Here is a 20,834-nt window from a genome sequence, read left to right as displayed (position 1 = left end):
GACGGCCGCCGCGGCGGCCGTGGCAGCACTGCAACCGGGTCATCGCCCACGGCGTCGGCCCACGACACGAACGGAAGGCATCATGCCCCCCAAGAAGAAGGTCGCCGGCCTCATCAAGCTCCAGATCAACGCTGGTGCCGCGACCCCGGCGCCGCCGATCGGCCCCGCGCTCGGTCAGCACGGCGTCAACATCATGGAGTTCTGCAAGGCGTACAACGCCGCGACCGAGTCGCAGCGCGGCAACGTCATCCCGGTCGAGATCACGGTCTACGAGGACCGCTCGTTCACGTTCATCACGAAGACGCCGCCGGCCGCCGAGCTCATCAAGAAGGCCGCGGGCGTCGCCAAGGGCTCGCCCACGCCGCACACCACCAAGGTCGCGTCCCTGACGCAGGACCAGGTGCGCGAGATCGCGCAGACGAAGCTCGAGGACCTGAACGCCAACGACATCGACGCGGCGATGAAGATCGTCGCCGGCACGGCCCGCTCGATGGGTATCACCGTCCAGGGCTGAGGAGTGAGCCGCCGGTAGGACGAGCGCAGCGAGTCCTGCCGGGCGGTGAGCCCCGCAGGCCCTGGACAGGAGATGTACCGTCCAGGGCTGAGGAGTGAGCCGCCGGTAGGACGAGCGCAGCGAGTCCTGCCGGGCGGTGAGCCCCGCACCACCCCACCCCAGTGGAAGGGCCAGGCGCTGGCCCGCACCACGACTGCAAGGAGAGAAGCAGATGGCACAGCGCAGCAAGGCGTACCGCGAGGCCGCCGAGAAGATCGACCGGACCAAGGTCTACGCCCCGCTCGAGGCGATCCGCCTCGCGCAGGCGACCTCGTCCACGAAGTACGACGCGACGGTCGAGGTGGCCTTCCGCCTCGGCGTCGACCCGCGCAAGGCGGACCAGATGGTCCGTGGCACGGTCAACCTCCCGCACGGCACCGGCAAGACGGCCCGCGTGATCGTCTTCGCGACCGGTGAGCGTGCCGAGCAGGCGCGTGCGGCGGGTGCCGACGAGGTCGGCGGCGACGAACTGATCGAGAAGGTCGCGGCCGGGTACACGGACTTCGACTCCGCGGTGGCGACCCCGGACCTCATGGGCAAGGTCGGCCGCCTCGGCAAGGTCCTGGGCCCGCGCGGTCTGATGCCGAACCCGAAGACGGGCACGGTGACCATGGACGTCGCCAAGGCTGTCTCGGACATCAAGGGCGGCAAGATCGAGTTCCGTGTCGACAAGCACGCGAACCTGCACTTCATCATCGGCAAGGTCTCGTTCTCCGACGTGCAGCTCGTCGAGAACTACGCGGCCGCGCTCGAGGAGGTGCTGCGTCTCAAGCCCTCGTCGTCCAAGGGGCGCTACATCACCAAGGCCGTCGTGACCACCACGATGGGCCCGAGCATCGCGCTCGACCAGAACAAGACGCGCAACCTCACCGAGGAGGAGGCCGACGTCGCCTGACGTCGTCTCCGGCACGCACCTCGAGGGCCCGGCAGCACGTGCTGCCGGGCCCTCGTCGCGTCCGCACCCGGGCAGGTCTCCTGACCACCGCGCCGAGCTCGTCGTCGTCGGCATGTCACGGAGCGCGTCCAGGGGCCTCCTGAACGGTGAGAGGCCCCGACCGGGGGCCGAGGTCGGGAGGCAGGCGCGTGACTGTTGTGGCCCACCCGCGCGGAGCCCTAGGCTCGGGCGCACGCTCGCACACGGGAGGCCTCGCGTCGGTGAACCGCGCACCTGAGGGTTCGACCGACGGCGACGTCACCCGGATGACCCTGGGTGACCGTGCTGCCCTCGCCCTCGAGGCGTACCGCATGGGGCTCACGGATCCCCTTGCCGACGTGGTGCGCGAGCTCACCCCGCTGCTCTGGAACGTCGTGCGGTCGCAGGGCGTCGACCGCGACACCGCGGACGACGTGGTCCAGGGCGTCTGGCTCGCCTTCGTGCGCAGCGCCGAGACCATCCGCGACCCGCACGCCGTGCTCAAGTGGCTCGTGGTGAGCGCGCGCCGGGCGGCCTGGCAGGCGAGCGGGAAGGGCCGCGACGAGGCGCGCCGTACGGCCGCCCTGGGCGACGACGACGAACCGGCCCGGCAGGTGCCCGACGCGGACCCGCAGCCCGACGAGGCGGTCGTGGTCGCCGAGCGTGACCGGCTCCTGTGGGACGCGTTCAGCGGTCTGCCCGAGCGGTGCCGCCAGATCCTTCGCTTCGTCGCCTTCGCGGACCGCCCCGACTACAAGGCGATCGCCGAGGTCACGGGCATGGGGGTGACATCGGTCGGGGTCACCCGCGGCCGGTGCCTGGCGAAGCTGCGCAGCGCGCTCGACGCCGACGAGAGGTGGGGCTGGTCATGACCGACGCCGACGACGACCGCACGGGCCACGACGCCGCGGAGCCGAGCGACACCGACGGAGCGGCGGGTGAGCTGCTCGACGCGCGCGACGAGGAGGTGCTCGCCGACCTCGCACGCGTGCTCACGACCGTCGACCCGGTCCCGGAGGGCCTGGCGGACCGCGCCCTGTTCGCGCTCACCCTCGAGCGCCTGCGCGCCGACGTGCTCGAGCTCGAGCAGGTGCTGACGCCCGAGCTCGTCGCACGGAGCCACGACGCGGAGCGCGAGATGGTGCGGGTCTCCACGATCACGTTCGCGAGCGAGCCCGTGACGGTGATGGTGAACCTGTCCCAGAGCGCGTCCGGAGGCCTGTGCATCGACGGCTGGGTCGCGCCGGCCGACAGCTACCGGGTCGAGCTGTACCGACCGGGCGGTCACGTCGCGACGGACTCGGACGAGGACGGTGCCTTCGTCCTTCTCGACGTACCCCGGGGCGCGGCCTGCCTCGCGCTGCGTCGTTCCGACGGCACCGGCCCGACGGTCTGCACACCTGTCATCGAGCTCTGACCCACGTCACCACCGACGCACGGCCACGGAAGGAGAGCGATGAGCCAGGACGCGAGCCATGGCGGCGACCGCAAGGGTGAGCAGGGCGACGGAGGTGACCAGCCGCCGCTCGCACCGCTGCGGTGGCGAGTGCGGACGCTCGACCCCGCGACGGCGGTCCGCCGAGGGGGCCTCCCCGCGCCACAGCAGACGGCGTACATCGCGGACCGCATCCTGGTCCAGGGTGTGCCGGCCGACGACAAGGCCGCGGTGGGCTCGGTGATCGCCGAGCTCGAGCGAGCGGCCGCGGAGCACAACTGGGCCGTGCGGCTCGAGGCCGGGGACCTCGCGGACGCCCGTCTGCTCCGCAGGGCCGGGCTCGACGCCGAGGCACTCGCGACCGCCGAGCCGGCCTTCGGCTTCGGCCTGCGGGTGGAGCCAGCGCCGGGGCGGCCCGCCGGTCCTCCCGACGCGTGGGACCTCCTCGAGGAGGTCGGCGAGGGCCTGACCGCCGTGGCGGGGGAGGGCATCGTCCTGAGCCTCGACCATGTGCTGGTCGCGGCGCCGTACACCGACCCCCACCCCTACACGGACCCGCACCCGTACACGGACCCCCACCCGTACACGGACCCGCACCCCTACACGGACCCGCACCCCTACACCGACCCGCACCCGGCGCCGGGACTTGCCGAGTACGGACGCGCCGGTTCGGGCGGTCGGTCGCCGGTCACCTGGGTCGGGCCCGCGCCGCGCCGCCGGCACAAGGACGGACGCACGGTCGACCGCACCGCCGACGGGATCGAACGCCCCGTCGTCGCCGTGCTCGACACCGGAACCGGTCGCCACCCGTGGCTCACCGACGACGTCGTGGTCCGCGACCCCCAGGTGCTCGGGGAACCGATCGGGACGTACCCGCGCCCGACGAACCCGCTCCAGGACTGCGAGGACGGCGGGATGGCGATCGCGCCGCTCACCGGCGGTCTCGACCCGGTAGCCGGCCACGGCACGTTCATCTCGGGCCTCGTGCACCAGCTCTGCCCGGACGCCGTGGTCCTCGCCTGCCGGCTGTACGGCGGCGAGGGCTTCATCGCGGAGTGGGACCTGCTCCGCTCGCTGCGCAGGCTCCTGGTGTTCCACCTGCGGGGCCTCGCGGGGCACGCCGACTGCTACCCCGTCGACGTGCTCAGCCTCTCGATTGGCTACCGGCACGAGCGCCCGCAGGACGCGGCGTTCGACACGCCGTTCCGTCACCTCCTCGACACCCTGCGGCGGACGGGCGTGGCCGTCGTGGTCTCGGCGGGCAACGACGGCGACCCGCGTCCGCTGTACCCGGCAGCCTTCGCGCCACGGCTCGACCGGGCCGTGACACCGCCCACGCCGATCCCGCCGTCGACCCTCAGCAAGGACGACCCGCCCGTGCTGACCGTCGGCGCGCTCAACCCCGACGGCACCACGGCGCTGTTCAGCAACGACGGACCGTGGGTCACCTGTCGACGTGCGGGTGCCTCGCTCGTCAGCACGTTCCCCGTGACGCTCGCCGGGTCGCGCACGCCGTCCACGTCGCTGGTGGGGACCGACCCGGGCGAGCGCCGAGGCACCGTCGACCCCGACGACTTCTCGGGCGGGTTCGGTGTCTGGAGCGGCACGTCGTTCGCGGCGCCGGTGCTTGCCGGGGAGATCGCGGCTGTCCTGCTGCGCGAGCGTGAGCGCATCGGACCCCGCGGCGTCGCGGGCGCTACGGTGCACTCGCGGTGCGAGGAGACCTGGACGGCCATCACCGAGACGACGGGGCTCGAGCCGACGTCCTGACCCGGGGTCACCCCTCCGCCGCACCCGGCGAAGGGGTGACCATGGCTCAGCAGCTCGACGCGGCACGTGCCGCGCTCGACCGCGGCCTCGAGCACAACTCCGCCGGGCGCCCCGCGCGCGCCTCGGCGGCGTTCCGGTCGGCGCTACGGCGCCTCGGGCCCGCACCCGGGGCCGCGGCCCCGGCACGGGACGTCGCCTACGTCCGGAGCCGGAGCCTGCTGGGCCTCGTCGTGAGCGAGTTCGAGCTCCGGGCCGACGCCGGGCGCGCCGAGGAGCTGCTCGACGAGGCCCTCGGGTGGGCCCGGGTCGCGACGGCCCCAGCGCTCGAGGTCGCCATCGCCGGGCAGCGCGGCCTCGTCCGCCTGCGCGGCGGTGACATCCCCGGCGCACTCGAGGCGCTGGACAACGCGGTGGCCGGGATCGAGCACGCCGAGCCGCTCGACGCGTGCCGCGTCCTGCTCAACCGCGGCTCCCTCCTGCTCGGCGAGGGACGGCTCGCGCAGGCGCGCGCCGACCTCACTGCGGTCGCCGAGCGCGCCGAGCGCCTCGGCGACCGCACGCGGCTGTTCAAGGCGCGCCACAACCTCGGCTACCTCGAGTTCCTCGCGGGAGACCTCCCCGCGGCGCTCGCTGCGATGGCCGACGCCGCTGACCTCGACCACGACGTCTCGCCGGCGATCGCGCTGCTCGACCGCGCCCAGGTGCTGGTCGAGGCGGGACTGGTGACGGAGGCCGACCAGATCCTGGGGGAGGCCGCGTCGCTGCTGGCCGCGCAGCGTCTCGCGTTCGACCTCGCCCAGGCCGAGCTCGCGCGGGCCGACTGCGCGCTGCTGGCCCGGCGTCCGCACGAGGCCCGTCGCTGGGCTCGTGCTGCGCACCGGCGGCTCCTGCGGCGGGGGAACCGGCCCTGGGCCCAGCGCGCCGAGCTCGCGGTGTGCCAGGCGGAGCTGGCGGTGCTGCGCGACGAGGTCGGGACGCCTGGCGCGACGACCGCGCAGGCAGGGGGACGCCCCCGCCCCCGCGGTACGTCGGCGCTCGTGCGTCTGGCGGAGCGCGCCCGCGAGCTCGCCGACGAGAGCCTCGACGCGGGCCTCGCACGAGCGGCCCGCGTCACCGCCGCCGAGGCCTTCGCGGCGGCCGGCAGGACGCAGGAGGCGCGTGTCCTCCTCGCCGCCGCGGGCCGTCTCACGGGCGACCAGCCGCTCGCCCTCACGGTGCAGACACGCCTGGTCCGGGCGCGTCTCGCGCTCGCCGAGGGCCGTACCGACCGGCTGCGGAGCGAGGTGCGGGGCGGGCAGGAGGTGCTCGCGGAGCACCGCCGTCGGCTCGGCTCGGTCGAGGCGGTTGCCGCGGCTGCGGTGCACGGCAGCCGGCTGGTCGAGCTCGAGGTCGGGGTGGCCCTCGCGCGCGGTCGTGCCGACGCCGTGCTCGACGCCGTGGAGCGCGGGCGGGCCACGTTCGCCGGGGCGGCGAGGGTTCAGCCGCCACGTGACGAGCGTCTCGCCGAGCTGCTCAGCGAGCTGCGGCAGGCCGCGGAGCGCCGTCGTGCGCTGCCACCCGAGGCACGTGGCCCGGCCGCCGAGGAGCTCGCCGAGGTGCGCAGGCTCATGAGCGGGCTCCAGCGCCGGATCAGGGAGCGCGCGTGGCAGGTGGGCGAGGGGGTCGCGCCCCCGCGCCCACCCCGGGCCGCGGAGGTGCGCCGGACGCTCCGCGACGCCGCCACCGAGGTGACCGTCCTCGACCTCGTCGTGCATCAGGGCGCGGTGCACGCCGTCGTCCTCGACGCTGCGGGGAGCCGCCTCGCGCGGGTGGCCGACCTCGACGAGCTGCGTCCCGTGCTCCGCCGCGTCCGGGCGGACCTCGACGTGCTCGCGCGATCGCTGCCCGCGGCGCTCGCGGACGTCGCGGAGCGCTCGTTGCGTCGGGGTCTCGCGGCGCTCGACGACATCGTGCTGCGACGGGTCCTCGGTGACGTGCGCGGGCCGCTCCACGTGGTGGCCGGCGGCCTCCTGCTCACGGTCCCCTGGGGCGCCCTCCCGTCGCGTGCGGGCCGAGCCACGAGCGTCGCGTCGCGGCTCGCGACGCGCGAGGGCCACCCGGACCGCGTCCGACCGCCCGTGGAGCGGCGTGACGACGTGCGTGTGCTGACCGGCCCTGGCCTCGCTGCGTCCGCGGCCGAGGCCCGCGCGGTGGCGGAGTGCTGGCGGCCGCCCCACCGCGTCGAGATCCGCACGGGTGACGCCGCGACGAGCGGGGCGGCGCGCGCGGCGCTCGCGACGGCATCGGTGGTGCACCTGGCCGCACACGGCCGGCACGAGGTCGACAACCCCCTGTTCTCGTCCCTCCGTCTCGCGGACGGCCCGTTGTTCGCCCACGAGCTCGAGGGTCTCCGGCTGCCCCGCTCGGTCGTCGTCCTGTCGGCGTGCGAGGTGGGGAGGTCCTCCGAACGGCCCGGGGGTGAGGTGCTCGGGCTCGCGAGCGTGCTCCTGCGGCTGGGCGCGCGCGCCGTGGTCGCGGCCCTGGCGCCGTTGCGGGACGACACCGCGGCCGCCCTCATGCCGGCCCTGCATGCGGGCCTCGCCGATGGTCTCGCCCCCGCGAGCGCGCTCGCCCACGCAACCGCCCAGGTGGTGCCGCCGGTGCCCGTCTCCTGCTTCGTCGACGGGCTCGACTGAGACCTCGCGACCCCGCGCGGCTCAGCCGGCCCCGTGGGTCGTCCACCCCTGCGGGAGCGGCGGATCGCCGTGCAGGGACCCGAACAGCTCGAGGGCGAGGGCCGAGCGTGCCGCGGCGGCCGCGCCGGCCGCGAGCACCGTCGCGGGGGCGGACCCGCTGAGCGGGGTCGTGCCCGCGGGGCCGGCACCTGGAACGTCCTGACCCGGTGCGGCGACGTCGGCGAGCTCGCTCGCGCCCGGGAGCAGGTGCTCGCCGTCGTGCGCGGCCACCGCCACGACGCCCGTGACGGAGGCGGGGAAGGCGACGTCGTGCGGCCCACGGTCACCCGCGGGGGCGAGCACGGTCACACCTGCCGCGGTCGCCCGGCGCAGGGTGACCGACAGGCGTCGCCCGAGGCGGCGTCGGGCGATCGGCAGCGCCACCACGTGAGCTCCCTCGGCGACGGCCCAGCGCACCGCGCGGGCCACGAGCTCGTCGGCGTGCTGCCTGCCGGCGGCGAGCACGGGTGCCACGAGCAGGTGCGCGGCGGGGACGAGGCCACGGACCTGCGCCCGACCCTGGCCGACGAGCAGCGCGGCGTAGGCGGTGCTCAACGGGTCGGGCGTGCCGGGGTGGAGGCCCCGCACGCCCGGCCACGTCGTCGTGCGGGCCCCGGCGAGGTCGGGGTGCTCCGTGTCGACGGGGCCGTGCAGGAGGGCCACCCGCACGCGCCACCCGGCGTCGGGGTGCCCCTCGCCGAACCTCGCGACGGGGAGCCCCACGCCGTGGGGCACGTGCGTGCGGGCCCACCGTGCGCAGTCGGTCACCCCTCCGCCGCCGTCGACGTGGGCGGGGACGGCAGCCTCGGTGCTCATGCGTGCTCCTCCCTGCAGGTCCTCACCGGGAAGGAGGGCGCGACACCCCGGGTTGTGACGTGCACGACGGCGGTTTGTGCGTCCGGCGCCGCGTCGCGTACGCTGGCTGGGCCCAAGACCGCAGGTCGTCGGCTCCCGCACGTCGCCAGGCTCGCTCGCGAGCAGCAGGCGCGCGGGGGTGGACCGAAGTCCCGCACGTGAGCGGGGGCCGGCGCAGGTGAGTGACTCGACATGACGACGGAGACCATCCGTCGAGACCCCGAGCCCCGCGCCTGCGCGGGGCTCTTCTCATGTCCGGGGTCGGCCGACGCGCTGCGGCACCACCACCGGAAGGAATGCCATGGCGAGGCCGGACAAGGCAGCCGCGGTCGCCGAGCTCACGGAGAAGTTCCGCAGCTCGGACGCCGTCGTGCTGACCGAGTACCGCGGGCTCTCCGTCGCTCAGCTCAAGGAGCTGCGGCGCGCGCTCAGCGGCAACGCAACCTACGCCGTGGTGAAGAACACGCTGACCGCGATCGCGGCCAGGCAGGCCGGCGTCGAGGGACTCGACGACCACCTCAAGGGCCCCTCGGCCGTCGCCTTCGTGACCGGTGACCCGGTCGAGGCGGCCAAGGGCCTGCGTGACTTCGCCAAGGCCAACCCCCAGCTCGTCATCAAGGGCGGTGTCCTCGACGGACGTCCGCTCGACGCGGCCGGGATCACCAAGCTCGCGGACCTCGAGTCCCGCGAGGTGCTGCTGGCCAAGCTGGCCGGCGCGTTCAAGGCGTCGCTCTACCAGGCGGCGTACATGTTCACGGCGCCCACGGCCCAGGCCGTGCGCACCATCGATGCCCTGCGCGAGAAGCGGGCGACCGAGGACCAGGCGGCCTGACCCCAGGGTCGCCGTCCCTCGACACACCACCCCACCTGCTCCCGGCCGTGCGCCGGGCAGGGCAACCAGGAAGGAACGCCACCATGGCGAAGCTCACCACCGACGAGCTGATCGACGCTTTCAAGGAGCTCACCCTCATCGAGCTCTCCGAGTTCGTGAAGGCCTTCGAGGAGACCTTCGAGGTCACCGCTGCCGCTCCGGTCGCCGCTGCCGCGGCCCCGGCCGCCGGCGGTGGCGCCGCCGCCGCCGAGGCCGAGGAGGAGAAGGACGAGTTCGACGTCATCCTCGAGTCGGCCGGCGACAAGAAGATCCAGGTCATCAAGGAGGTGCGTGCCCTCACGAGCCTCGGCCTCAAGGAGGCCAAGGACCTCGTCGACGGTGCTCCCAAGCCCGTGCTCGAGGGCGCGAACAAGGAGACCGCCGAGAAGGCGAAGGCTGCCCTCGAGGGCGCCGGCGCGACCGTCACCCTCAAGTGACCTCTCGCTCCTAGCGAGCGACCGGCCCCGGCCGGTCAGCACGTCGAAGGCCCGTGCCCAGGGGGTGCGGGCCTTCGACGTGCCCGGGCGTGGTGGCTCGGCACGTCACGACACCGGGACACAGTCGTCCCATGACCCGGGTTGACCCGCCTGGATCGACCGGCTACGCTAGCGCTTTGCGCTGGCTTGTGCCTGCAACCCTCAACCCGCCCCTCGGTCCCGAGCTCTGCCCGGTGCCCGATCGGCCGCCATGGGCTGGTATGGAGGGTAAGGCCTCGACCCGCGCGCGTGCACTCGATCCGCAGGGAAGGACCCCTCTTGGCTGCCTCGCGCACCCCTTCTGCTCCGACCAACGACGCCGTCGCGAACCGCACCGCATCGCGACGCGTCTCCTTCGCCAAGATCCACGAGCCGCTCGAGGTACCGGACCTTCTGGGTCTGCAGACCGAGAACTTCGACTGGCTCCTCGGCAACGACGCATGGAAGGAGCGGGTGGCCAAGGCCCTCGAGGCCGGCCGTCAGGACGTGCCCGAGACCTCGGGGCTCGAGGAGATCTTCGAGGAGATCTCGCCGATCGAGGACTTCGGCGGCTCCATGTCGCTCTCCTTCCGCGACCACCGCTTCGAGCCGCCCAAGTACACGGCGGAGGAGTGCAAGGAGAAGGACTTCACCTACGCGGCCCCGCTGTTCGTCACCGCGGAGTTCGTGAACTACACCACGGGTGAGATCAAGAGCCAGACGGTCTTCATGGGCGAGTTCCCGCTCATGACCGAGCGCGGCACCTTCATCATCAACGGCACCGAGCGCGTGGTCGTCTCGCAGCTCGTCCGTTCGCCCGGTGTGTACTTCGAGCGCACGCCCGACAAGACGTCGGACAAGGACGTCTTCACGGCGAAGATCATCCCCAGCCGCGGTGCCTGGCTCGAGTTCGAGATCGACAAGCGTGACGCCGTCGGCGTCCGTGTCGACCGCAAGCGCAAGCAGTCCGTGACCGTGCTGCTCAAGGCCCTCGGCCTCACCGAGTCGCAGATCCGCGAGGAGTTCGCGCAGTTCCCGGCCGTCCTCGAGACGCTCGAGAAGGACCACGTGAACACCGAGGAGGAGGCCCTCCTCGACATCTACCGCAAGATCCGCCCGGGCGAGCCGCCCACGGTCGAGGCCGGACGCGCTCTCCTCGAGAACTTCTACTTCAACCCCAAGCGCTACGACCTGGCGAAGGTCGGTCGCTACAAGGTCAACAAGAAGCTCGGGATCGACGCGCCCCTCAGCGACTCGGTGCTCACCGTCGCCGACGTCGTCGCGACGATCAAGTACCTCGCCGCCCTCCACGCCGACGTCGCGACGCTCACGGGCGCGCGTGCCGGCGAGACCGTCGACGTGCGCGTCGAGGTCGACGACATCGACCACTTCGGCAACCGCCGCATCCGCGCGGTGGGCGAGCTCATCCAGAACCAGGTGCGCACCGGCCTGTCGCGCATGGAGCGCGTCGTGCGCGAGCGCATGACGACGCAGGACGTCGAGGCGATCACGCCGCAGACCCTGATCAACATCCGCCCAGTCGTGGCGTCGATCAAGGAGTTCTTCGGCACCTCGCAGCTGTCGCAGTTCATGGACCAGAACAACCCGCTCGCGGGCCTGACGCACAAGCGGCGTCTGTCGGCCCTCGGTCCGGGTGGTCTCTCGCGCGACCGCGCGGGCATGGAGGTCCGTGACGTCCACCCGTCGCACTACGGCCGCATGTGCCCGATCGAGACCCCTGAGGGCCCGAACATCGGCCTCATCGGCTCGCTCGCGACCTACGGGCGCATCAACGCCTTCGGGTTCGTCGAGACCCCGTACCGCAAGGTCAAGGGCGGCAAGGTCACCGACGAGGTCCACTACCTCACGGCCGACGACGAGGACCGCTACGTCATCGCCCAGGCCAACGCCCCGCTCGAGGACGACGGCGCCTTCTCGGAGGACCGGGTGCTCGTGCGCGTCAAGGGTGGCGAGGTCGAGATCGTCCCGCCGGACATGGTCGACTACATGGACGTCTCGCCGCGGCAGATGGTCTCCGTCGCGACCGCGATGATCCCGTTCCTCGAGCACGACGACGCCAACCGCGCGCTCATGGGCGCGAACATGCAGCGCCAGGCCGTGCCGCTCGTGCGCTCGGAGGCCCCGCTCGTCGGCACGGGCATGGAGCGCCGCGCCGCGATCGACGCGGGTGACGTGATCGTCGCGTCCAAGCCGGGCGTCGTCACCGAGGTCTCGGCCGACCTGATCACCGTCGCCAACGACGACGCCACGACGAGCACCTACCGCGTGGCGAAGTTCCGCCGCTCGAACCAGGGCACGTCCTACAACCAGCGTGTGCTGGTCGACGAGGGTGCGCGCGTCGAGGTGGGTTCCGTCCTCGCGGACGGCCCGGCGACCGACGAGGGCGAGCTCGCGCTCGGCCGCAACCTTCTCGTGGCGTTCATGTCGTGGGAGGGCTACAACTACGAGGACGCCATCATCCTGAGCCAGCGGCTCGTGCAGGACGACGTCCTCTCCTCCATTCACATCGAGGAGCACGAGGTCGACGCCCGGGACACCAAGCTCGGGCCCGAGGAGATCACGCGGGACATCCCGAACGTCTCCGAGGAGGTCCTCGCGGACCTCGACGAGCGCGGCATCATCCGCATCGGCGCAGAGGTCAACGCGGGCGACATCCTCGTCGGCAAGGTCACGCCGAAGGGCGAGACCGAGCTCACCCCGGAGGAGCGTCTGCTCCGCGCGATCTTCGGCGAGAAGGCGCGCGAGGTGCGCGACACCTCGCTCAAGGTCCCGCACGGCGAGTCGGGCACGGTCATCGAGGTGCGCACGTTCAACCGTGAGGACGGCGACGAGCTGCCGGCCGGTGTGAACGAGCTCGTCCGCGTGTACATCGCGCAGCGACGCAAGATCACCGACGGCGACAAGCTCGCCGGGCGTCACGGCAACAAGGGCGTCATCTCGAAGATCCTCCCCGTCGAGGACATGCCGTTCCTCCCCGACGGCACGCCGGTCGACATCGTGCTCAACCCGCTCGGTGTGCCCGGCCGCATGAACGTGGGCCAGGTCCTCGAGGTCCACCTCGGGTGGATCGCCAAGCAGGGATGGGACCTCGAGCTCGTCGACGGCACGCCGGAGTGGCTCGGGCAGGTGCCGGCCGCCGCCAAGAGCAGCGAGCCCGGGACACCCGTGGCCACGCCGGTCTTCGACGGCGTGCCGGAGGAGGTACTCACGGGACTGCTCGACGCGACGCACCCCAACCGCGACGGCGACCGCATGGTCGGCCCGAACGGCAAGGCGCGGCTCTTCGACGGGCGGTCGGGTGAGCCGTTCCCGGACCCGATCTCGGTCGGCTACATGTACATCCTGAAGCTCCACCACCTGGTCGACGACAAGATCCACGCGCGGTCGACCGGCCCCTACTCGATGATCACGCAGCAGCCGCTGGGCGGTAAGGCCCAGTTCGGCGGTCAGCGGTTCGGCGAGATGGAGGTGTGGGCCCTCGAGGCGTACGGCGCGGCGTACACGCTCCAGGAGCTCCTGACGATCAAGTCCGACGACGTCCCCGGGCGCGTCAAGGTCTACGAGGCGATCGTCAAGGGCGAGAACATCCCGGACTCGGGCATCCCCGAGTCGTTCAAGGTCCTGCTGAAGGAGATGCAGTCGCTCTGCCTGAACGTCGAGGTGCTGTCGTCGGACGGCGTCACCATCGACATGAAGGAGAACGACGACGAGGTGTACCGCGCCGCGGAGGAGCTGGGCATCGACCTGTCCCGGCGCCCCAACGCCTCCAGCATCGAAGAGATCTGATCTCGCCGAGGGCCCGCCGCGTGCGGCGGGCCCCGGCTCCCGGCTCTCACCGGCCACACACGGTGAACACGGACTGACGAAGGAAGTAGGACACCTTGCTCGACGTCAACGTCTTCGACGAGCTGCGCATCGGCCTGGCGACCGCGGAGGACATCCGCACCTGGTCGCACGGCGAGGTCAAGAAGCCCGAGACCATCAACTACCGCACGCTCAAGCCCGAGAAGGACGGTCTCTTCTGCGAGAAGATCTTCGGTCCGACCCGGGACTGGGAGTGCTACTGCGGCAAGTACAAGCGCGTGCGCTTCAAGGGCATCATCTGCGAGCGCTGCGGCGTCGAGGTGACGCGCTCGAAGGTGCGCCGTGAGCGCATGGGCCACATCGAGCTCGCGGCGCCCGTCACGCACATCTGGTTCTTCAAGGGTGTGCCGTCGCGTCTCGGCTACCTGCTCGACCTGGCGCCCAAGGACCTCGAGAAGGTCATCTACTTCGCGGCCTACATGATCACCGAGGTCGACGAGGAGGGGCGTCAGGAGGACCTGCCGAACCTCCAGAACGAGATCGACCTCGAGAAGAAGGAGATCACGAACCGGCGCGACGTCGAGATCGACAAGCGTGCCGCCAAGCTCGAGGCCGATCTCGCCGAGCTCGAGGCCGAGGGCGCCAAGGCCGACGCGCGCCGCAAGGTGCGCGACTCCGCCGAGCGGGAGATGGCTCAGCTGCGCAAGCGCGCGGACGCCGAGCTCGACCGCCTCGAGCAGGTCTGGGACCGCTTCAAGAACCTCAAGGTCGCGGACCTCGAGGGCGACGAGCTGCTCTACCGTCAGCTCCAGGACCGCTACGGCAACTACTTCAAGGGCGCGATGGGCGCCGCGGCCATCCAGAAGCGTCTCCAGGACTTCGACCTGGAGGCGGAGGCCGAGTCGCTCCGCGAGACGATCAAGAACGGCAAGGGCCAGCGCAAGACGCGTGCGCTCAAGCGGCTCAAGGTCGTCAACGCGTTCCTGACCACGACCAACACGCCGCAGGGCATGGTCCTGGACGCCGTCCCGGTCATCCCGCCGGACCTGCGCCCCATGGTGCAGCTCGACGGTGGCCGTTTCGCGACGTCGGACCTGAACGACCTGTACCGCCGCGTGATCAACCGCAACAACCGCCTCAAGCGTCTGCTGGACCTGGGCGCACCCGAGATCATCGTCAACAACGAGAAGCGGATGCTCCAGGAGGCGGTCGACGCGCTGTTCGACAACGGCCGCCGCGGACGTCCGGTGACGGGACCGGGCAACCGCCCGCTCAAGTCGATCTCGGACATGCTCAAGGGCAAGCAGGGGCGCTTCCGCCAGAACCTCCTCGGCAAGCGCGTCGACTACTCGGGCCGCTCGGTGATCGTCGTCGGGCCCGAGCTGAAGCTGCACCAGTGCGGTCTGCCCAAGCAGATGGCTCTCGAGCTCTTCAAGCCGTTCGTCATGAAGCGGCTCGTGGACCTCAACCACGCGCAGAACATCAAGAGCGCCAAGCGCATGGTCGAGCGCGCCCGCCCGCAGGTCTGGGACGTGCTCGAGGAGGTCATCACCGAGCACCCGGTGCTGCTGAACCGCGCACCGACCCTGCACCGTCTGGGCATCCAGGCGTTCGAGCCGAAGCTCGTCGAGGGCAAGGCCATCCACCTGCACCCGCTCGTGTGCGGCGCGTTCAACGCCGACTTCGACGGTGACCAGATGGCCGTTCACCTGCCCCTGAGCACCGAGGCGCAGGCCGAGGCCCGCATCCTCATGCTCTCGAGCAACAACATCCTCAAGCCGTCGGACGGTCGTCCGGTGACCATGCCCTCGCAGGACATGATCATCGGCCTGTTCCACCTGACGGCGGAGCGCGACGACGCCGAGGGCGACGGACGTGCGTTCACCTCGGTCGCCGAGGCGATCATGGCCTTCGACCAGGGGACGCTCGACCTCAACGCGAAGATCGACCTCCGGTTCACGGACCTGATCACGGCCGAGGGTCTCGACCTGCCCGAGGACTGGGAGCCCGGTCAGCCGGTGGTCGCCCGCACGACGCTGGGCCGTGCCCTGTTCAACGAGCTGCTGCCGCCCGACTACCCGTACGTCAACACGGTGGTCGACAAGAAGGCGCTCTCGAACATCGTCAACGACCTCGCCGAGCGGTACCCCAAGGTCGACGTCGCAGCGAGCCTCGACGCGCTCAAGGACGCCGGCTACCACTGGGCCACCCGGTCAGGCGTCACGATCGCGATCTCCGACGTGCCGATCCCCTCGGTCAAGCAGGAGATCCTCGACCAGTACGAGGCGCGGGCCGCGAAGATCCAGGGCCAGTACGACAAGGGCCTGATCACCGACGACGAGCGTCGTCAGGAGCTCGTGGAGATCTGGACGCAGGCGACCGACGAGGTCGCCAAGGCGATGCAGAAGAACTTCCCGGCACGCAACACGCTCAACCGCATGGTGGGCTCGGGCGCCCGAGGCAACTGGATGCAGGTCCGGCAGATCGCCGGTATGCGTGGCCTCGTGGCGAACCCGAAGGGCGAGATCATCCCGCGCCCGATCAAGTCCAACTACCGTGAGGGGCTGTCCGTCCTCGAGTACTTCATCGCCTCGCACGGTGCCCGCAAGGGCCTGGCGGACACGGCGCTGCGTACCGCTGACTCGGGCTACCTCACGCGACGCCTCGTGGACGTCTCGCAGGACGTCATCATCCGCGAGGAGGACTGCGGCACGGAGCGCGGCCTCACCCTGCCGATCGCGACGACCCTGCCCGACGGCACGGTCGTGCGGCACGAGAAGGTCGAGACCAGCATCTACGCCCGCACGCTCGCGACCGACGTCGTCGGCACGGACGGCACCGTCGTCGGCTCGGCCGGCGAGGACGTGGGCGACGTGATGATCAGCCGGTTCCTCGACGCGGGCGTCGCCGAGGTCAAGGTCCGCTCGGTCCTGACCTGCGAGTCGCGCGTGGGCACGTGTGCCCTGTGCTACGGCCGTTCGCTGGCGACGGGCAAGCTCGTCGACATCGGTGAGGCCATCGGCATCATCTCGGCGCAGTCCATCGGTGAGCCCGGTACGCAGCTGACCATGCGGACGTTCCACACGGGTGGCGTGGCCTCGGCCGACGACATCACCCAGGGTCTGCCGCGTGTGCAGGAGCTCTTCGAGGCCCGCACCCCGAAGGGCGAGGGCACGATCGCGGAGTACTCGGGCCGGGTCACGATCGACGAGACCGACCGCACGCGCCGGATCCTCCTCACGCCGGACGACGGCTCGGAGGAGATCGCGTACCCGCTCACCAAGCGGTCGCGGCTGCTGGTGGAGGACGGCGACCACGTCGAGGTCGGGCAGCAGCTCGTCCAGGGCGCGATCGACCCGAAGAAGGTGCTCCGCATCCTCGGCCCGCGTGCCACGCAGAAGCACCTGGTGGACGAGGTCCAGGAGACCTACCGGTCGCAGGGCGTCGACATCCACGACAAGCACATCGAGGTCATCGTGCGGCAGATGCTGCGGCGCGTGACCGTGCTCGACTCGGGTGACACCGACCTGCTGCCGGGCGAGCTCGCCGAGCGCGGGCGCTTCGAGGACGCGAACCGCCGTGCGGTTGCGGAGGGCAAGCAGCCCGCGTCGGGGCGTCCTGAGCTCATGGGCATCACGAAGGCGTCGCTCGCGACCGACTCGTGGCTCTCGGCGGCCTCCTTCCAGGAGACGACGCGCGTCCTCACCGAGGCCGCGATGAGCGGGCGCAGCGACCCGCTGCTGGGCCTCAAGGAGAACGTCATCATCGGAAAGCTCATCCCGGCAGGTACTGGACTTCCCCGGTACCGCAACGTCGCGGTCGAGCCCACCGAGGAGGCCAAGGCCGAGCTCTACCCGAGTTTCGGCTACGACGAGATCGACTTCCCGCCGCTCGGCATGGGCTCCGGCGAGGCGATCCCGCTCGAGGACATCGACTTCGGCGACCTTCGCTGACATCCGTCCTCGCACGACCGCACGATGGGGCCCGTCCGCTGGACGGGCCCCATCGGCGTCGCAGGATCGAGCCGCTCCCGAGCGAGCCGATGCGGACCGGTGACCCTCCTGGCGTCGCTTTGACGCTCGCGGGGGCGCCGGGTAACGTAAGACCCTGTGCCCGCGCCGTCGGGCCCTCGTGCGTGCACCGCGAACGACGCCTCCTTCCCGGGGCCGTCGCAGCGGGGCCGGGTGACGACTCACCGCGCACGGCCCTCCGTCCAGATGATGTTGCTGGCGGTCGGTGCCGCGCTCAGGGTGGTCGACACGCCCGGACGCGGGGGTCGGAGTCGGCGCCGCGGGACGAAAGGCCTCAGGGTCGGCGACGTCGGCCCTTCTGACCACCCGGTCGACCAGAGTGCAGTACCGAGAAGACACGGAGATGTAGTGCCCACGATCCAGCAGCTCGTGCGCAAGGGGCGGACGTCCAAGACGTCGGCCTCGAAGACGCCCGCCCTCAAGGGCAGCCCGCAGCGGCGCGGTGTGTGCACCCGCGTCTACACCACCACCCCGAAGAAGCCGAACTCCGCGCTGCGCAAGGTCGCGCGCGTGAAGCTCTCGAGCCAGATCGAGGTCACCGCGTACATCCCCGGCGTCGGCCACAACCTGCAGGAGCACTCGATCGTGCTCGTGCGCGGTGGGCGTGTGAAGGACCTGCCCGGCGTGCGCTACAAGATCGTCCGTGGTGCGCTGGACACGCAGGGCGTCAAGGGCCGCAAGCAGGCCCGCAGCCGTTACGGCGCGAAGAAGGAGAAGAGCTGATGCCTCGTAAGGGCCCGGCCCCGAAGCGGCCGCTCATCGCCGACCCTGTCTACGGGTCGCCCGTCGTCACGCAGCTGATCAACAAGGTGCTGCTCGACGGCAAGAAGACCACCGCCGAGTCGATCGTCTACGGCGCGCTCGAGGGCGCGCGTGAGAAGACGGGAACCGACCCGGTCGTCATCCTCAAGCGCGCACTCGACAACGTGCGCCCCGCGCTCGAGGTCAAGTCCCGCCGCGTCGGCGGTGCGACGTACCAGGTGCCGATCGAGGTTCGCCCTGTGCGTGCCACGACCCTGGCCCTGCGCTGGCTCGTCGACTTCTCGCGCGCCCGTCGCGAGAAGACCATGACCGAGCGGCTCATGAACGAGATCCTTGACGCCAGCAACGGCCTGGGTGCCGCGGTCAAGCGCCGCGAGGACATGCACAAGATGGCCGAGTCGAACCGGGCGTTCGCGCACTACCGCTGGTGATCCCGGCGCTCCGACGCCGATTCCGACCGCAGACCTAAGAAGGGCTTCACACCGTGGCACTCGACGTGCTGACCGACCTCACGAAGGTCCGCAACATCGGCATCATGGCGCACATCGACGCCGGCAAGACGACCACGACCGAGCGGATCCTCTTCTACACGGGGGTCAACTACAAGATGGGCGAGACGCACGACGGCGCCTCGACCATGGACTGGATGGAGCAGGAGCAGGAGCGCGGCATCACGATCACGTCCGCCGCGACGACCTGCTACTGGAAGAACAACCAGATCAACATCATCGACACCCCCGGCCACGTCGACTTCACGGTCGAGGTCGAGCGCTCGCTCCGCGTGCTCGACGGCGCGGTCGCCGTCTTCGACGGCAAGGAGGGTGTCGAGCCCCAGTCCGAGACCGTGTGGCGTCAGGCGGACAAGTACAACGTGCCGCGCATCTGCTTCGTCAACAAGATGGACAAGCTGGGTGCGGACTTCTACTTCACCGTCAAGACCATCGTCGAGCGCCTCAAGGCCAAGCCGCTGGTCATGCAGCTTCCGATCGGTGCCGAGAGCGACTTCGTCGGTGTCGTCGACCTCCTCGAGATGAACGCGAAGACCTGGCGCGGGGAGACCCCGCTCGGGGAGGCGTGGACCACCGAGGAGATCCCGGCCGACATGCGCGAGCGGGCCGAGGAGTACCGGAGCCAGCTCGTCGAGGCTGTGGCCGAGGCCGACGAGGAGCTCCTCGAGAAGTACCTCGGCGGCGAGGAGCTCACGATCGACGAGCTCAAGGCGGGCATCCGCAAGCTCACGGTCGCGAGCGAGGCGTACCCCGTCTTCTGCGGTTCGGCCTTCAAGAACAAGGGCGTGCAGCCCATGCTGGACGCCGTCGTCGACTACCTGCCGACCCCGCTCGACGTCCCGTCGGTCGAGGGCCACCCGGTGGGCGACGAGGAGACCGTCATCACGCGGTCGCCGTCCGCGGACGAGCCTTTCTCCGCGCTCGCGTTCAAGGTCGCCACGCACCCGTTCTTCGGGAAGCTGACCTACGTCCGCGTCTACTCGGGCAAGGTTCCCTCGGGTGCCCAGGTCATCAACTCGACGAAGGGCAAGAAGGAGCGCATCGGGAAGCTCTTCCAGATGCACTCCAACAAGGAGAACCCGGTCGAGGAGGCCACGGCGGGGCACATCTACGCGTTCATCGGGCTCAAGGACGTCACGACCGGTGACACCCTGTGCGACCCGCAGAACCAGATCGTGCTCGAGTCGATGACCTTCCCCGAGCCCGTCATCGACGTGGCGATCGAGCCCAAGACCAAGGGCGACCAGGAGAAGCTCTCGACGGCCATCCAGAAGCTCGCCGAGGAGGACCCGACGTTCCGGGTGCGCCTCGACGAGGAGACGGGGCAGACCGTCATCGGCGGCATGGGCGAGCTCCACCTCGACATCCTCGTCGACCGCATGCGGCGCGAGTTCAAGGTCGAGGCGAACGTCGGCAAGCCCCAGGTCGCGTACCGCGAGACGATCCGACGCACGGTCGAGAAGATCGACTACACGCACAAGAAGCAGACCGGTGGTTCGGGTCAGTACGCCAAGGTGCAGATGACCTTCGAGCCCCTCGACGCGGCCGAGGGCGAGCTCTACGAGTTCGTCAACGCCGTGACCGGTGGTCGTGTGCCGCGCGAGTACATCCCGAGCGTCGACGCGGGCATCCAGTCGGCGATGGAGCTCGGCGTGCTCGCCGGCTTCCCGCTGGTCGGCATCAAGGCGACGCTGCTCGATGGCGCCGCGCACGACGTCGACTCCTCGGAGATGGCGTTCAAGATCGCGGGCTCGATGATCCTCAAGGAGGCGGTCCGCAAGGCGGACCCCGTGCTCCTCGAGCCGGTCATGGCCGTGGAGGTCCGTACGCCCGAGGAGTACATGGGCGACGTCATCGGTGACATCAACTCGCGTCGCGGGATGATCCAGTCGATGGAGGACGCGACCGGCGTCAAGGTGGTGCGCGCCCAGGTGCCGCTCTCCGAGATGTTCGGGTACGTCGGCGACCTGCGGTCGAAGACCCAGGGTCGCGCGGTGTACTCGATGCAGTTCGACAGCTATGCCGAGGTTCCTCGGAACGTCGCCGAGGAGATCATCAAGAAGACCCGGGGCGAGTAGTCCCACAGGTCGTCCGTCAGTAAGTTCCACACACAACCTGTAGCGACCCGCACGCCCCGCAGG

Annotated in this window: 14 protein-coding genes; 13 read left to right on the top strand and 1 reads right to left on the bottom strand. The window is 71.0% G+C overall.

What is annotated here, in order from left to right; translation table 11 throughout:
• The first annotated feature begins 82 nt into the window (after window positions 1-82).
• From rplK to GXB85_RS01835, 6 genes are all read left to right on the top strand, one after another.
• Window positions 83-514, top strand: coding sequence for a 50S ribosomal protein L11 (gene rplK, locus GXB85_RS01860; RefSeq protein ID WP_161915909.1), 432 nt, complete (start codon window positions 83-85; stop codon window positions 512-514).
• A 211-nt stretch (window positions 515-725) separates the two neighbouring features.
• Window positions 726-1,448, top strand: coding sequence for a 50S ribosomal protein L1 (rplA, locus tag GXB85_RS01855; protein WP_161915908.1), 723 nt, complete (start codon window positions 726-728; stop codon window positions 1,446-1,448).
• 260 nt (window positions 1,449-1,708) lie between these two features.
• The gene (locus tag GXB85_RS01850) at window positions 1,709-2,338 is read left to right on the top strand and encodes an RNA polymerase sigma factor (RefSeq protein WP_370523940.1); all 630 of its coding nucleotides are present in this window, start codon (window positions 1,709-1,711) and stop codon (window positions 2,336-2,338) included.
• The gene (locus GXB85_RS01845; protein WP_161915907.1) at window positions 2,335-2,883 is read left to right on the top strand and encodes a hypothetical protein; all 549 of its coding nucleotides are present in this window, start codon (window positions 2,335-2,337) and stop codon (window positions 2,881-2,883) included. The genes GXB85_RS01850 and GXB85_RS01845 overlap by 4 nt, the downstream gene beginning before the upstream one ends.
• A gap of 39 nt (window positions 2,884-2,922) precedes the next feature.
• Entirely contained in the window at window positions 2,923-4,671 is a 1,749-nt protein-coding gene (locus GXB85_RS01840) for a S8/S53 family peptidase (protein ID WP_161915906.1), read from the top strand.
• A gap of 41 nt (window positions 4,672-4,712) precedes the next feature.
• Window positions 4,713-7,346 carry a CHAT domain-containing protein gene (locus tag GXB85_RS01835; protein WP_161915905.1) on the top strand — a complete coding sequence of 878 codons (2,634 nt, stop codon included), beginning with the start codon at window positions 4,713-4,715 and terminating at the stop codon, window positions 7,344-7,346.
• 21 nt (window positions 7,347-7,367) lie between these two features.
• Here GXB85_RS01835 and GXB85_RS01830 read toward each other — a convergent pair whose 3' ends face one another.
• The gene (locus tag GXB85_RS01830; protein ID WP_161915904.1) at window positions 7,368-8,201 is read right to left on the bottom strand and encodes a S8 family serine peptidase; all 834 of its coding nucleotides are present in this window, start codon (window positions 8,199-8,201) and stop codon (window positions 7,368-7,370) included.
• A 340-nt stretch (window positions 8,202-8,541) separates the two neighbouring features.
• Here GXB85_RS01830 and rplJ point away from each other — a divergent pair, with 340 nt between their 5' ends.
• From rplJ to fusA, 7 genes are all read left to right on the top strand, one after another.
• Complete coding sequence (gene rplJ, locus GXB85_RS01825) at window positions 8,542-9,072, top strand: 50S ribosomal protein L10 (RefSeq protein WP_161915903.1); 531 nt, start codon at window positions 8,542-8,544, stop codon at window positions 9,070-9,072.
• Window positions 9,073-9,155: 83 nt separating this feature from the next.
• A complete protein-coding gene (rplL, locus tag GXB85_RS01820) occupies window positions 9,156-9,548 on the top strand; it encodes a 50S ribosomal protein L7/L12 (RefSeq protein WP_161915902.1) in 393 nt (130 codons plus the stop codon).
• Between the two features lie 318 nt (window positions 9,549-9,866).
• A complete protein-coding gene (rpoB, locus tag GXB85_RS01815) occupies window positions 9,867-13,373 on the top strand; it encodes a DNA-directed RNA polymerase subunit beta (RefSeq protein ID WP_161915901.1) in 3,507 nt (1,168 codons plus the stop codon).
• 95 nt (window positions 13,374-13,468) lie between these two features.
• Window positions 13,469-17,344: a DNA-directed RNA polymerase subunit beta' gene (locus GXB85_RS01810; protein WP_161915900.1), complete on the top strand. Its 3,876-nt coding sequence runs from the start codon at window positions 13,469-13,471 to the stop codon at window positions 17,342-17,344.
• Between the two features lie 426 nt (window positions 17,345-17,770).
• On the top strand, window positions 17,771-18,145 hold the full coding sequence (rpsL, locus tag GXB85_RS01805; RefSeq protein WP_161915899.1) for a 30S ribosomal protein S12: 375 nt from the start codon (window positions 17,771-17,773) through the stop codon (window positions 18,143-18,145).
• Window positions 18,145-18,615: a 30S ribosomal protein S7 gene (gene rpsG / locus GXB85_RS01800; protein WP_161915898.1), complete on the top strand. Its 471-nt coding sequence runs from the start codon at window positions 18,145-18,147 to the stop codon at window positions 18,613-18,615. The genes rpsL and rpsG overlap by 1 nt, the downstream gene beginning before the upstream one ends.
• Before the next feature lie 53 nt (window positions 18,616-18,668).
• A complete protein-coding gene (fusA, locus tag GXB85_RS01795; RefSeq protein ID WP_161915897.1) occupies window positions 18,669-20,771 on the top strand; it encodes an elongation factor G in 2,103 nt (700 codons plus the stop codon).
• The last annotated feature ends 63 nt before the right edge of the window (window positions 20,772-20,834 follow it).

This window comes from Cellulomonas sp. APG4, from assembly GCF_009996735.1.
Classification (GTDB): Bacteria; Actinomycetota; Actinomycetes; order Actinomycetales; family Cellulomonadaceae; genus Actinotalea.
The sequence above is the reverse complement of the archived record's forward strand: the minus strand, read 5'-3'. Positions and strand labels throughout refer to the sequence as shown.